We start from the raw sequence: 12,999 nt of genomic DNA on the forward strand, positions 1-12,999 counted from the left end.
GGCGCCCAGGCGCCAGGCGGCGATACCGACACCGCGCGCGTCGAGGCGGGTCAGGGTCCCCGACACCGGTGCGGACAGTGTTTCGGTGTGGGCGGCCCTCGGCAGCGGGGCGCCGGGGTCACCGCCCTGAGCGCGGATCATGGCCGTCCAGTGATCCATGGCGCGTCCGTCGGCGAGAGCGGCCGCGGGATCGGTATCCAGACCTGCCAGCGCGACCATCTCGCGCGCCAGGGCCAGCGTCAGCTCCACGATATCGGCCGGACCGCCGCCCGCGAGCACCTCCAGGGCCTCGGCGACCTCGAGTGCGTTGCCCGCGGTGCGGCCCAGCGGGCTGTCCATCGCGGTGAGCAGGGCCACGGTCCGCACGTTCGCGTCGGCGCCCAGTTCGACCATGGCGGTGGCCAGCGCGTGGGCCTCTTCCCGGGTGCGCATGAACGCACCGGACCCGACCTTCACATCCAGCACCAGGGCGGCGGTGCCCTCGGCGATCTTCTTGCTCATGATGGAGCTGGCGATCAGCGGGATGGATTCGACCGTGCCGGTGGTGTCGCGCAGGGCGTAGAGGCGTTTGTCGGCGGGTGCCAGATCGGCGCCGGCCGCGCAGACCACACAGCCCGCGGCCGGGTCGGTGAGGATCTCGCGCATCCGGTCCGGGGCGATATCGGCCCGCCAACCCGGAATCGATTCCAGTTTGTCCAGGGTGCCGCCGGTGTATCCCAATCCGCGGCCGGACAGCTGCGGTACCGCCGCACCGCAGGCGGCGACCAGGGGAGCCAGCGGCAGGGTGATCTTGTCGCCCACGCCGCCGGTGGAGTGTTTGTCGACCGTCGGCCGCGGGAGATCGGTGAAATCCAGCCGCCGGCCCGATCGCAGCATGGCCTCGGTCCAGCGGGCGGTCTCCCGCCGGTTCATCCCGCGCAGCACGATCGCCATGGCCAGCGCGGCCATCTGCTCGTCGGCCATCTCGCCGCGGGTGAAGGCGGCCACGGCCCAATCGATCTGCGCGTCGGACAATTCGCCGCCGTCGCGCTTGGCCCCGATGATCGATACCGCGTCGTGTGCCGTCACACCCCCAGTCTGGCAGCGCCACGGCGGTCGTGCCGGGACCGCGGCGGTGACCCTGCTGCGGCAGGGTGTGCCGGCCTCCGAGACCGGCGGGGCGGGGCGGCGGGGGCGAACGCCCCGGCGAGCTCGGGTGCGCCGAGCCGGGCCCGTGCGACCCGCCGGCCTCACCACCCCGGCATCGGGGTCACAATCCGAGGGCCGAGGTCGGCGAGCTCGCGTCGGTGGAAGGTGAGGGCGACCAGAAATCGCCCTCCGTGTGCCGATGTGGCAGACGGCGGGCAGGCCGTTCGAGGTGCCCGGAATCTACTCCTGGAGCGCTCGCAGGGTCTCGAGGCGGTGCTGCACCGTGGGGCCCGTGGGGGCCACGATGATCTCGTCCGCTCCGGTGTCCTTCACCAGCGTGTCGAGCCGGTCGAGGACCTGCTCCCGAGTGCCGATCGCCTGGTCGGCGTTGCGGTCGTCGACGAAGGCGTTCTCCGCGTCCGACCAGGGATACTCCTCGGCCTCCGCCAGGGTCGGTATCCGCTGCGGCAGCTGACCGGTGCGCATGCGCAGCTGGACCAGGCTCTGCGGCAGGGTGCGGCGGCGGGCCTCCGCGGCGGAGTCGGCGACCACGGTGGCCACGGCCAGCATGGAATGCGGTTCGCTGAGCACTTCGGAGGGACGGAACTCGCTGCGGTACAGCTCGAATACCAGGGGGGTGTTGCGGCCACCGGCGAAGTGATGGGCGAACGCGAACGGCAGACCCATCATCGCGGCCAGCCGGGCACTGAAATCGCTGGAACCGAGCAACCACATCTCGGGAACGTCGCCTTTACCGGGCACCGCCTGGATACGGTCGCCCTGCCCGCCGCGCAGCGGCGGGATCGTCCCGAAGTAGGCGAGCAGTTCCACCACCTGTTTCGGGAAATCCTCCACCGCCTCGGCGGCCGCGCCGCGGCGGATGGTGGCCGAGATCAGCGGGTCGGTACCGGCGGCCCGGCCCAGCCCCAGGTCGATGCGGTCACCGTAGAGCGCCACCAGGGTGCCGAACTGCTCGGCGACCACCAGCGAGGAATGGTTGGGCAGCATCACTCCGCCGGAACCCACCCGGATCCGTTCGGTCGCCGCGGCCACCCCGGCGATCAGCACCGGCGGCGCCGAACTCGCGATACCCGGCATGCCGTGGTGCTCGGCCACCCAGAACCGCCGGTACCCCAGCCGCTCGGCCTCGCGGGCGACGGTGAGGGTGTCGGCAAGCGCCTGCCGATGGGAACCGTCGGCGGCGACGGCGGCCAGGTCGAGCACGGAGAGGGGAACTGTCATACCCGGACCAACCCGTTCTGTCCCGCGTGGATTCCACGACCGCGGGACGCCGGCGGGGCGGTCGCGCGCTTCGCCGGTTGCCCATCGGCACTGGCGGCCGTTGGGGTCGTGAAGCCTGCCTGCCGGCGGATCGGCCGGGCCGGCACCGAGCCGACCTGTGGGCCGGCGCCGTAGGAAGGCGCGCTGCCGATCGGCGCCGGGAGCTCGATGAGATGTGGCGGTCAGGTCCTACCGGCGGCGAGGTCGTCGGGCCCGAAGGCGTCCACCAGCAGCCGGCCCAGGGGCACCGGCCCGTCGGGGTGGTCGATGAGCAGTTCCTTCCCCCCGAACTCGTAGAGCACCTGGCGGCAGCGTCCGCAGGGCAGCAGGATCGCGCCCCGGGAATCGCAGACCGAGACAGCGAGCAGCCGGCCGCCCCCGGCGGTTCTGTTGTTGCCGACCAGCACGCATTCCGCGCACAGACCCAGCCCGTAGGACACGTTCTCGACATTGCAGCCGATCGAGATCGCGCTGCCGTCCCAACCGGCGGCGCCGACGGGGAAACGGGAATAGGGGGCATGGGCGCGTCGCATGGCGGTGCGCGCGCTGGTGCGAAGAAGATTCCAGTCGATATCCATAGCTGCTCCCGCGTCCGTGGGCGACCCACCGGGTCCCGGCCCAGCCTGCCGCATCACCGTGTCCGCCGTGCGACTGTGCGCACGATCTGTTCCGCGCGGATGTGAAACACGTCGTTCCGCTCGGAGATATGTAGAGAACCCGGCCGCTCGGTCCGGGGACCCTCACCAGGAAGGTGCGAATGACGCTTCCGAAGTTCCTCATCGTCATGGTGTATTCGAAGTTGCTGCTGTCCAGGCTCGACGCCTTCGACAAGGTCGAGGTTCGGATGGAATACCAGATCGTGCCCGATCACGAGGCCGATCCCGCCGTCGGCAAGTACCCGCAGAGCGCACCGGCGAGTCAGGCGCTACTGGGGCGGGTGCCCGGCGATGTCGTCGACACCGTTTTCAACTACGAAGCCGTGCGGCTACGGGTCGATTCGATCCACGAGGACTGATCCGGCGTGGTTCCACCGGCGGCCCGCTTCGAGTGCGCGGCGGCCGGTGGGCCCGGATCCGGCGCCCGGCCCGGACGGTGGGCGGTCCGGGCAATTCCGGGGGTCGCGGAAAGTCTTTCGTCTCCGCGGCGATCTGTCCGCTACTCTTGAGTAACTTCGCCTCTCCGACTGAGACATTTTGCACATTGCCGGTGCGCGCAATGGCGAGATCGGCATTGCGGGCCCGAGTGCGCCCCGAATATCGGACGATGAGCACATGGGTGGCGGGCCGGTTGTGAAATCCGCTGCACACCAAGGTTTTGCGGAACAATCCGGCGCCGTGGAGGGGTTCTTCGAGTAGGCGATAGAGGGCGCGACGAACCCATCGCGGAACCCCTCCACCGCCCTACAAAGGTAAACCTAACCTGTGTGATCTGGGCGCAACGCGCGGCACGCCGAATTAGTTCCCCGATTGCCAGAGGATTAGAGTCCAGGACAGATCGGTTCAGGTTCGGCGGCGGCGAGCCCTATCGACAGCGGCCCCGGAGTCGGTCGGTGTCGGCCGCGGGTTGGTAGCCACCGAATTTCCGGCCCGCCACACCGGTGCCGGGATCTGCGACCGGGTCCATCAACGATGTTGGAGGCACCGAAACTCTATGGCCACGATAGAAGCTCCGGCCCAGCCGAAGCGCAAAACGCTGTACCGAGGCGACCCCGGAATGTGGTCCTGGGCCCTGCACCGGATCACCGGTGTCACGGTTTTCTTCTTCCTTTTCGTGCACGTCCTGGACACCGCGCTCGTACGGGTCAGCCCGCAGATGTACGACGAAGCGATCGAGATCTACAAGACGCCGATCGTCGCGCTGATGGAGATGGCACTCGTCTTCTGTGTGCTGTTCCACGCGCTCAACGGTGTGCGGGTGATCCTGGTGGACTTCTGGTCCCAGGGACCGCGCTACCAGAAGCAGATGCTCTGGGGCATCATCGGGCTCCTGGTCGTGCTCTTGGTGCCCACGATCGGCCGCATGTTCTTCCTACTGTTGACGGAGCACTGAGCCATGTCTGCACCCGTTCTCGGCAAGTCCTACGACCGTCCGGCGAGCCTGGATCTGCCCCGCTCCCCGCGTTCGCACGCCAGCGGGAACTTCGAGAAGTACGCGTGGCTGTTCATGCGCTTCTCCGGTCTCGCGCTGATCGTGCTGGTCTTCGGTCATATGGCGATCATGCTGCTGCTCGACGGTGGCGTGAAACGGCTGAACTTCGCCTTCGTCGCCGGCCGGTGGTCCAGCCCCTTCTGGCAGATCTGGGATCTGGCCATGCTGTGGCTGGCGCAGCTGCACGGCGGTAACGGTGTGCGCACCGTGATCGCCGACTACTCGCGCAAGGATTCGACCCGGTTCTGGCTGAACACGCTGCTGGTGCTGTCGATGATCCTGATCATGGGCGTGGGCACCTACGTCATCTTCACCTTCGACCCCAATATCAGTTAGGAACGGGCCACCTCGCATGAGTGAGCGCAGCGAACGAACCGACGCCGCAGGTGAGAGCAGCGAACGAACCAGCGGACCCGTTGAATCCCGACCTGTTCAGGAGCACCGCTACGACGTCGTGATCGTCGGTGCCGGTGGCGCGGGCATGCGGGCGGCCATCGAGGCCGGCCCGCGGGCGCGGACCGCGGTGCTGACCAAGCTGTACCCCACCCGCAGCCACACCGGCGCGGCCCAGGGCGGTATGTGCGCGGCCCTGGCCAATGTCGAAGAGGACAACTGGGAGTGGCACACCTTCGACACGGTCAAGGGTGGCGACTACCTGGTCGACCAGGACGCGGCGGAGATCATGGCCAAGGAGGCCATCGACGCGGTGCTGGACCTGGAGAAGATGGGTCTGCCCTTCAACCGCACGCCCGAGGGCAAGATCGACCAGCGTCGCTTCGGCGGTCACACCCGGGACCACGGCAAGGCCCCGGTCCGGCGCGCCTGCTACGCCGCCGACCGGACCGGTCACATGATCCTGCAGACGCTGTACCAGAACTGCGTCAAACACGATGTCGAGTTCTACAACGAGTTCTACGTGCTGGACCTGGTGCTGACCGATACCGATCGCGGTCAGGTCGCCACCGGTGTGGTCGCCTACGAGCTGGCCACCGGTGAACTGCACGTCTTCCACGCGAAGTCGATCGTCTTCGCCACCGGCGGTTCGGGCCGGATGTACAAGACCACCTCCAACGCGCACACGCTCACCGGTGACGGTATGGCGATCGTGTTCCGCAAGGGGCTGCCGCTCGAGGATATGGAATTCCACCAGTTCCATCCCACGGGCCTGGCCGGCCTGGGCATCCTCATCTCCGAGGCCGTCCGCGGTGAGGGCGGCATCCTGCGCAACGCCGACGGCGAGCGGTTCATGGAGCGTTACGCGCCCACCATCAAGGACCTCGCGCCGCGCGATATCGTCGCCCGCTCCATGGTGCTCGAGGTGCTGGAGGGCCGCGGCGCCGGACCGAACAAGGACTACGTCTACATCGACGTGACCCACCTCGGTGAGGACGTGCTCGAGGAGAAGCTGCCCGATATCACCGAGTTCGCCCGCACCTACCTCGGTGTGGACCCGGTGAAGGAACTGGTGCCGGTGTTCCCCACCTGCCACTACGTGATGGGCGGTATCCCCACCCGCATCCAGGGCGAGGTGCTGAAGAACAACACCGATATCGTGCCCGGCCTGTACGCCGCCGGCGAATGCGCCTGTGTCTCGGTGCACGGCGCGAACCGGCTCGGCACCAACTCGCTGCTCGATATCAACGTGTTCGGCCGCCGCGCCGGTATCGCCGCCGCGGAGTACGCGCATCGCGCCGAGTTCGTCGATATGCCGGAGAACCCGGCGCAGATGGTGCAGGACTGGCTGGCGCTGATCCTGTCCGACCACGGCAACGAGCGGGTCGCCGATATCCGCACCGAACTGCAGCGGTCGATGGACAACAACGCCTCGGTGTTCCGCACCGAGGACACGCTGAAGCAGGCCCTCACCGATATCCACGCGCTCAAGGAGCGCTACGCCCGGATCACGGTGCAGGACAAGGGCAAACGCTACAACAGCGATCTGCTCGAGGCCGTCGAACTCGGCTTCCTGCTGGAGCTGGCCGAAGTCACGGTGGTCGGGGCGCTCAACCGCAAGGAGTCGCGTGGCGGGCACGCGCGCGAGGACTACCCGGACCGCGACGACGTGAACTTCATGCGGCACACGATGGCCTACAAGGAGGGCGCGGATCTCCTCTCCGATATCCGCCTCGACTTCAAGCCGGTGGTGCAGACCCGTTACGAGCCGATGGAGCGTAAGTACTGATGACCGCTGTAGCCGAGAATCCGACGGCCGCGAACCCGGCGCCGGTCCCCGAGGGCTCGACCATGATCACCGTCAAGGTGGCGCGGTTCAACCCGGAGGACGGTCAGGGCCAGCGCTGGGAGTCGTTCCAGGTGCCCGCGCTGCCGACGGACCGCTTCCTCAACCTCCTCATCTACATCAAGTCCTACCTGGACGGCACCCTCACCTTCCGCCGCTCCTGCGCGCACGGCGTGTGCGGGTCCGACGCCATGCGGATCAACGGGGTGAACCGGCTGGCCTGCAAGGTCCTGATGAAGGACATGCTGCCGAAGAACGGTAAGCCGGTCACCATCACCGTCGAACCCATCCGCGGGCTGCCGGTCGAGAAGGACCTCGTCGTGGATATGGAACCGTTCTTCGACGCGTTCCGGGCGGTGAAGCCCTACCTGATCACCTCCGGTAACGAGCCGACCTTCGAGCGGATCCAGAGCCAGGCCGACCGCGCCCGGTTCGACGACACCACCAAGTGCATCCTCTGTGCCTGCTGCACCACGTCCTGCCCGGTGTACTGGCACGACGGCAGCTACTTCGGCCCGGCCGCGATCGTGAACGCGCACCGTTTCATCTTCGACAGCCGTGACGAGGCCGCCCGGGAGCGCCTGGACATCCTCAACGAGGTCGACGGTGTGTGGCGCTGCCGCACCACCTTCAACTGCACGGACGCCTGCCCCCGCGGTATCGAGGTCACCAAGGCCATCCAGGAGGTCAAGCGGGCATTGCTCTTCGCCCGCTGATCCCGGCTGTAGACCGAACCGCTCCCGTGCCCCGCGCGGGGGCGGTTTTTGCATTCCCGGTCGTTTCTATTTCGTCACACGAACTTGATAATTCGGGTACCCGAACTTACCATTCTCACTGGAAGGCGGGTGGTTCGGTATGCAGGTGTTTCCCCGGATCGCCGCCGTGCTCGCGGCCTGTGGTCTCACCGTCGTGCTCACCGCCTGCGACACGTTCCACCTGCCGCGAACCGGTGAGCCGGTGGTCGCCACCACCTTCACCGTGCTGGCCGATATCGCGTCGAATATCGCGGGCGAACACCTCGAGGTGCAGTCGCTCACCAAACCCGGTGCCGAGATCCACGGCTACGAACCCACCCCGGGCGATATCAAACGCGCCGCCAAAGCCGATCTCATCCTCGACAACGGCATGAATCTGGAGGCCTGGTTCGGTCAGTTCGTCGCCGACCTGGACGCCGAGCATGTCACCGTGAGCGAAGGGGTCGCCTCGGTCCCCATCACCTCCGACGCCTACGCGGGCAAACCCAATCCGCACGCCTGGATGTCACCGCTGAACGTGCGCGTCTATGTGGACAACATGGTCGCGGCCTTCTCCCGCCTCGTGCCCGAGCACGCGGGGGACTTCCGGGCCAACGGCGAGGCCTACAAACAGCGGTTGCAGCAGGTCCACGACGAACTCGTCGCCGATCTCGCGAACCTGCCCCGCCGCCAGCGCGCACTGGTGACCTGCGAGGGCGCCTTCTCCTACCTGGCCCGTGACGCGGGGCTGTCGGAGTCCTACATCTGGCCGGTCAACGCCGAGCAGCAGGCCACCCCGCAGCAGATCACCCGGGTCATCGAATATGTTCGTGACCACGAGGTCCCGGCGGTGTTCTGCGAATCCACCGTCTCCGACGCCCCGATGCGCCGGGTCGTCGAGGCCACCGGGGCGAGATTCGGCGGGGTGCTGTACGTGGATTCGCTGTCGGCGGCCGACGGCCCGGTGCCGACCTATCTCGACCTGATCCGGCACGACGCCGAAACCATAGCCGCAGCACTCACCGGGAGCAGGCCATGACAATCCCCGCGATCGACGTCGACGGTGTCACCGTCTACTACGGCGAGGTCCAGGCACTCGACCGGGTCCGGTTGACCGTGGACGCCGGCCGCGTCTGCGCACTCATCGGAATGAACGGGTCCGGGAAATCGACCCTGTTCAAGACCCTGATGGGAATGATCACCCCCGATCGCGGCACGGTCCGGATCGGCGGGGCCAAACCCGTCGCGGCCCGGCGGGCCGGAGTGCTGGGTTATGTCCCGCAGAGCGAGGCCGTGGACTGGTCGTTTCCGCTGTCGGTCCGGGATGTGGTGACCACCGGCCGATACGGCCGGATGGGGTTCACCCGGCGGGCGGGCCGGGCCGACCGGGCCGCGGTCGACGAGGCGCTGGAACGAGTGGAATTGACCGATCTGGCCGACCGCCAGATCGGCCGGCTCTCCGGTGGCCAGCGCAAACGCGCGTTCGTGGCGCGCGGTATCGCGCAGGGCGCTCGCATCCTGCTTCTCGACGAACCGTTCGCCGGGGTGGACAAACGCTCCGAGGCGACGATCACCGGATTACTTCGCGAACTCGCGGCCGACGGGGCAACCGTGCTGATCTCCACTCATGATCTGCACGCCCTGCCCGGCCTGGCCGACGAAGCCGTGCTGTTGATGCGGCGGGTACTCGTCCACGGTGCCCCGGAGGAGGCGCTGCGGCCGGAGAACCTGGCCCTCGCCTTCGGCCTCGATGTCATCGGGCAGCGGTGAGCGCGATGGACCTGATCGAATTCGTGCTCGAGCCGATGCGCTACGCATTCATGGTGCGCGCGCTCACCGCCAGCCTCGTCGCGGCGGTGGTCTGCGGACTGCTGTCCTGCTGGCTGGTGCTGGTGGGCTGGTCGCTGATGGGGGACGCGGTCTCGCACGCGGTGCTGCCGGGCGTGGTACTCGCCTATATCGCGGGGGTGCCGTTCGCTGTCGGGGCGGTGATCTTCGGGTTCCTGGCGGTCGGACTGATCGGCCTGGTCCGCGACACCAGTCGCGTGAAGGAGGACGCCGCCATCGGGATCGTGTTCACCACGCTGTTCGCATTCGGGCTGGTACTGGTCTCGGTGACCCCCAGCAATACCGACCTCAACCACATCATCTTCGGCAATCTGCTGGGCGTGAGCCAGGAGGAGCTGGTCCAGATCGCCGGGCTGGCGGCCCTGGTGTTCCTCGCACTCGTGCTCAAACGCCGGGATTTCACGCTGTACGCGTTCGACCCGACCCACGCCTACGCCCTCGGCCTGAACCCGCGAGTCCTGGGGGCGGCCCTGCTCGGCCTGCTCGCGCTGACCTCGGTAGTGGCCCTGCAAGCGGTCGGTGTGATCCTCGTGGTGGCCATGCTGATCATTCCCGGCGCGACCGCCTACCTGCTCACCGACCGATTCGGGCGGATGCTGGTGATCGCCCCGACCCTCTCGGCGATCTGCGCCGTCACCGGCCTGTACGTGAGCTACTACGCCGACACCGCACCCGGGGCCACCATCGTGCTCGCCCAGGGCGTCGTCTTCACCGTGGTCTACCTGTTCGCGCCCCGGCAGGGCCTGATCGGTTCCCGGCTGGCGGCCGGGCGCCGCCGGGGGCGCGGGGTATCCGGGGAACCGCCGGCTGCCGTGGCCGTCGAACCGCCCATCTGACGAACCGGAGGACCGGGGAACACCTGCACGAACGGTGGTGGCCCGCCGGTGTTGGCCCGGCGACCGGGGGCCGCAGCTCACCGACGAGAGCCTTGTCATCGGTCCTGGTCCGGCGGCGGCGCCCACGGACCGCCGTGCCCACTCCACGGGCGGCGTTCGGCGGAATCGGTCGTCGGGGTGTGCAGGCGGTCGTAGCCGGCTCGCGTGATGTGCCGAAGTTCGACATGGCGGACGGTACCGAGAAGCCGGCATCGAGCGAGCCGACGGATTCGCGTTGCTCGCGTTCCCCCTGCGCTACCGATGGGGCGCATTCACGGGAAGGCGTCCTCGAACGGAGCGGCCCGCCGCCAGCAGTCGCCCGCGATCACCACGTGGTCCAGGAACCGCAGACCCACCGTTCGTGCCGCCGCGGCGAGCAGTGTGCTCGCCCGGCGATCGTCCGGGCTGGGGGTCGGATCGCCGGAGGGATGATTGTGTGCCAGCGCGAAGGCGCGGCCGTCATGGCGCAGGACCGTGTTCAGGATCTCGCGCACCGGTACCGCCACCTCGTCGATGGCGCCTTCGGCCACGAAGATCCGCTGCCGTGGCCGGTTGCGCGCATCGCAGACCAGCACCAGCAACCGCTCCACCCGGGCCCCGGCGAACAATGGGGCCGCTTCCCGGGCCACATCATCGGCCCGCAGCAGTGGCGCGGGGACCTGCGTGCCGGTGCGGGCCCGGGCGGCGAGCTGGAACGCGGCGGCGATGGCCGCGGCCTTGGCCACGCCCACCCCGGGCCGGCGCCGCAACTCCTCGGGCCGCGCCGCGGCCAGCCCGCCCACTCCACCGAACTCGGTGAGCAGGGCAAGGGCGAGTTCGACCGCGCTCTCGCCGCGGCGTCCCTGACCGAGCAGCAGAGCGAGCAGTTCACCGTCGTTCAACGCCTGAGGGCCGAGGGCGCACAGGCGTTCGCGCGGCCGTTGTGCCCTGGGCAGATCGGTGATCGGTACCGGCATGATTCCCCCTCCAGATTCCGTGGCCATCATGCCAGCGGGTACCGACAGTTCCGGAGGCTCCGGCCGGGCTCGGTGGGGTGCGATGCCCGGCCGGATCAGCCGTCGACCACCACCGGCTGCGGAGGACGATTCAGCGCCGAGGCCGCAAGCCGCTCGAAATGCCGTAGCTGCCGCTCGTGCACCACGATCCGGCGCAGCGCCTCGTGAATGGTCGCCTTGTTCGACGCCGTGCCCATGATGGCCCCGGCGGCCGCCAGCAGATCCTGATCCAACTCGATCCGCACTGTCGGCATGCGTCCTCCTTAGTACATCCGCCTTGATGCGGCGGCGTGTCACCGCCGCCCGAGACGAACCGCAGTGGCTGCGCAACGACAACGCCGCTGGCCAGTCAGTTTGCCCAGTCGCCGCCGGTTTATCGACCGAATGTCACGCCGTGTGTCCACATCGAGACCTAGGGGCAGCCGGACCCACGCGTCGATGCCGCGGGCCCGGGGACCGGTCAGCGCGGAGACAGACGCGATTCGAAATTGCGTTCGAGTTCACGCCAGGCACGCGCCTCGGCGTCGAACGGCGGGTTGGGCGCCATCCGGGTCGGGTCCGGATGCAGCAGGTAGGACACGTACCACCCGAGCGGAGTCGATTTGGCCAGGGCCTGCTCCACCGCGTCGTCATCGGCGTAGTCGGCGGCGTCGGAGAACAGCTCCAGGACCAGGTCGAGCTGCTCGGTGTCGACCGCTTCCGGGCCCTCGGCCAGGTCGTCGGCGAGGCCGGGGAGCACGTAGACGTTCTCCTCGGTGACCTCCACCTCGAGCGACCCGTCGACGGCGGCGGTCTGCACTTCGGCGAAGGTGCTGATCCGGGCCAGATCGTGTTCGTGGTCGTCGGCGAGATACCGTGCAAGTGCACGCTCACTGGCGAACACCGAAATGGCGTTCTTGGCGCCGAGGAAGATCGGTTCGTCGTCGAGATAGCAGCGCAGGGTGAAGTATTCGGCATCGGCCGTCACGATCTTGACGGGATCGATCCCGACCTCCTCCCAGAATGTGAGTTCCGCGTCGTCGTCCTCTTCGTCGTCCTCGTCGTCGAGGTCGACGGGTTCGAAATCGCTGTCGTCATCGGTATCGGCCGCGTCGTCGGCATCGACCTCGTTCTCCTCGGCGGCCAGCAACTCCGCCTCGGCCAAGGCGACCGCCTCGGCGTCGACCTCGGGCACCCGCACCACCGAATCGATGGCGTCGAGCACATCGTCCCAGCTCTTGGCCACCGCGGCACCGATCTGGTCCCACAGTTCCTCGCCGTCACGGCCCGCGAACATCTGGGTGCCGCCGGCCAGGGCACCCAGCGACGGGTGCGAACCGAAGAATTTGGTGACCGTTTCGAGCTCGCAGACCTCGCCGATATTGCGCACCATGGCCAAGGTGTCCTCCAACTCGGCGACGGTGTCCACATCCGGGTCACCGGCGGCCAGTTCCGGCACACCGACCAGATCGAAGGAGTAGTTGTCGCCGGGTTCCAGCTCGGCGGCCGACAGACCCGCGACCACCTTCCACGCCGGATGATCGACCAGGTCGTTGTCGGAGTCGGTCCGGATGAAGGCCGCTAGTTCGGCCACGGACTCGAAGCCGTAGAGGGCGTCCTCGTGTCCTAGGAACGCCTCCCACTCGTCGTCACCGTCACGCCAGCGCGGTGCCCACAGGGTGACAAGATCGCCGTCGGTCAGACCGAGCTCGATCGGGACGATGTCTCCAGAAGCCATACGCGGAAGCCTAATAGGTCCAGCTGGGCGGAGC

The 12,999-nt window shown here is 68.1% G+C and carries 14 protein-coding genes; 8 read left to right on the plus strand and 6 right to left on the minus strand.

Annotation, left to right across the window (positions count from 1 at the left end; all coding sequences use genetic code 11):
• The 3 genes from ON38_RS04685 to ON38_RS04695 form a co-directional block, all read right to left on the minus strand.
• Positions 1 to 1,068: thymidine phosphorylase (locus ON38_RS04685; protein WP_039822651.1), on the minus strand; the 1,068-nt coding region annotated here is incomplete at its 3' end.
• Positions 1,069 to 1,368: 300 nt separating this feature from the next.
• Positions 1,369 to 2,370, minus strand: coding sequence for an LLM class flavin-dependent oxidoreductase (locus ON38_RS04690; protein ID WP_039822652.1), 1,002 nt, complete (start codon positions 2,368 to 2,370; stop codon positions 1,369 to 1,371).
• Between the two features lie 221 nt (positions 2,371 to 2,591).
• Entirely contained in the window at positions 2,592 to 2,987 is a 396-nt protein-coding gene (locus ON38_RS04695; RefSeq protein WP_039822654.1) for a cytidine deaminase, read from the minus strand.
• Between the two features lie 179 nt (positions 2,988 to 3,166).
• Between ON38_RS04695 and ON38_RS04700 the strand changes: the two genes are divergently transcribed.
• The 8 genes from ON38_RS04700 to ON38_RS04735 all read left to right on the plus strand — a co-directional run bounded on the left by ON38_RS04700 (position 3,167) and on the right by ON38_RS04735 (position 10,214).
• Entirely contained in the window at positions 3,167 to 3,424 is a 258-nt protein-coding gene (locus ON38_RS04700; protein ID WP_039822656.1) for a GreA/GreB family elongation factor, read from the plus strand.
• A gap of 635 nt (positions 3,425 to 4,059) precedes the next feature.
• On the plus strand, positions 4,060 to 4,458 hold the full coding sequence (gene sdhC, locus ON38_RS04705; protein ID WP_083872255.1) for a succinate dehydrogenase, cytochrome b556 subunit: 399 nt from the start codon (positions 4,060 to 4,062) through the stop codon (positions 4,456 to 4,458).
• A 3-nt stretch (positions 4,459 to 4,461) separates the two neighbouring features.
• Positions 4,462 to 4,893, plus strand: a complete 432-nt coding sequence (locus ON38_RS04710) for a succinate dehydrogenase hydrophobic membrane anchor subunit (protein ID WP_030522532.1) — start codon at positions 4,462 to 4,464, stop codon at positions 4,891 to 4,893.
• A 16-nt stretch (positions 4,894 to 4,909) separates the two neighbouring features.
• A complete protein-coding gene (gene sdhA / locus ON38_RS04715; RefSeq protein WP_083872257.1) occupies positions 4,910 to 6,739 on the plus strand; it encodes a succinate dehydrogenase flavoprotein subunit in 1,830 nt (609 codons plus the stop codon).
• Positions 6,739 to 7,512 carry a succinate dehydrogenase iron-sulfur subunit gene (locus tag ON38_RS04720; RefSeq protein ID WP_039822659.1) on the plus strand — a complete coding sequence of 258 codons (774 nt, stop codon included), beginning with the start codon at positions 6,739 to 6,741 and terminating at the stop codon, positions 7,510 to 7,512. Before sdhA ends, ON38_RS04720 begins: the two co-directional genes overlap by 1 nt.
• A 139-nt stretch (positions 7,513 to 7,651) precedes the next feature.
• Positions 7,652 to 8,569: a metal ABC transporter substrate-binding protein gene (locus ON38_RS04725; RefSeq protein WP_169333246.1), complete on the plus strand. Its 918-nt coding sequence runs from the start codon at positions 7,652 to 7,654 to the stop codon at positions 8,567 to 8,569.
• Complete coding sequence (locus ON38_RS04730) at positions 8,566 to 9,300, plus strand: metal ABC transporter ATP-binding protein (RefSeq protein ID WP_039822660.1); 735 nt, start codon at positions 8,566 to 8,568, stop codon at positions 9,298 to 9,300. Before ON38_RS04725 ends, ON38_RS04730 begins: the two co-directional genes overlap by 4 nt.
• Positions 9,301 to 9,305: 5 nt before the next feature.
• Entirely contained in the window at positions 9,306 to 10,214 is a 909-nt protein-coding gene (locus ON38_RS04735) for a metal ABC transporter permease (protein WP_039822661.1), read from the plus strand.
• Between the two features lie 311 nt (positions 10,215 to 10,525).
• Here the strand turns inward: ON38_RS04735 and ON38_RS04740 are convergent, their stop codons facing one another.
• From ON38_RS04740 to ON38_RS04750, 3 genes are all read right to left on the minus strand, one after another.
• Entirely contained in the window at positions 10,526 to 11,209 is a 684-nt protein-coding gene (locus ON38_RS04740) for a JAB domain-containing protein (protein WP_083872262.1), read from the minus strand.
• 95 nt (positions 11,210 to 11,304) lie between these two features.
• Entirely contained in the window at positions 11,305 to 11,502 is a 198-nt protein-coding gene (locus ON38_RS04745) for a type II toxin-antitoxin system VapB family antitoxin (protein ID WP_039822663.1), read from the minus strand.
• A 206-nt stretch (positions 11,503 to 11,708) separates the two neighbouring features.
• Positions 11,709 to 12,965, minus strand: coding sequence for a SatS C-terminal domain-containing protein (locus ON38_RS04750; RefSeq protein WP_039822665.1), 1,257 nt, complete (start codon positions 12,963 to 12,965; stop codon positions 11,709 to 11,711).
• Positions 12,966 to 12,999: the final 34 nt, after the last annotated feature.

This window comes from Nocardia testacea NBRC 100365 (assembly GCF_000308775.1).
GTDB lineage: Bacteria > Actinomycetota > Actinomycetes > Mycobacteriales > Mycobacteriaceae > Nocardia > Nocardia testacea.

Coding starts and splice junctions, on each gene's coding strand:
- ON38_RS04690 (WP_039822652.1), bottom strand. CDS start 2,370: ATGACAGTTCCCCTCTCCGTGCTCGACCTGGCCGCCGTCGCCGCCGAC.
- ON38_RS04695 (WP_039822654.1), bottom strand. CDS start 2,987: ATGGATATCGACTGGAATCTTCTTCGCACCAGCGCGCGCACCGCCATG.
- ON38_RS04700 (WP_039822656.1), top strand. CDS start 3,167: ATGACGCTTCCGAAGTTCCTCATCGTCATGGTGTATTCGAAGTTGCTG.
- sdhC (WP_083872255.1), top strand. CDS start 4,060: ATGGCCACGATAGAAGCTCCGGCCCAGCCGAAGCGCAAAACGCTGTAC.
- ON38_RS04710 (WP_030522532.1), top strand. CDS start 4,462: ATGTCTGCACCCGTTCTCGGCAAGTCCTACGACCGTCCGGCGAGCCTG.
- sdhA (WP_083872257.1), top strand. CDS start 4,910: ATGAGTGAGCGCAGCGAACGAACCGACGCCGCAGGTGAGAGCAGCGAA.
- ON38_RS04720 (WP_039822659.1), top strand. CDS start 6,739: ATGACCGCTGTAGCCGAGAATCCGACGGCCGCGAACCCGGCGCCGGTC.
- ON38_RS04725 (WP_169333246.1), top strand. CDS start 7,652: ATGCAGGTGTTTCCCCGGATCGCCGCCGTGCTCGCGGCCTGTGGTCTC.
- ON38_RS04730 (WP_039822660.1), top strand. CDS start 8,566: ATGACAATCCCCGCGATCGACGTCGACGGTGTCACCGTCTACTACGGC.
- ON38_RS04735 (WP_039822661.1), top strand. CDS start 9,306: ATGGACCTGATCGAATTCGTGCTCGAGCCGATGCGCTACGCATTCATG.
- ON38_RS04740 (WP_083872262.1), bottom strand. CDS start 11,209: ATGCCGGTACCGATCACCGATCTGCCCAGGGCACAACGGCCGCGCGAA.
- ON38_RS04745 (WP_039822663.1), bottom strand. CDS start 11,502: ATGCCGACAGTGCGGATCGAGTTGGATCAGGATCTGCTGGCGGCCGCC.
- ON38_RS04750 (WP_039822665.1), bottom strand. CDS start 12,965: ATGGCTTCTGGAGACATCGTCCCGATCGAGCTCGGTCTGACCGACGGC.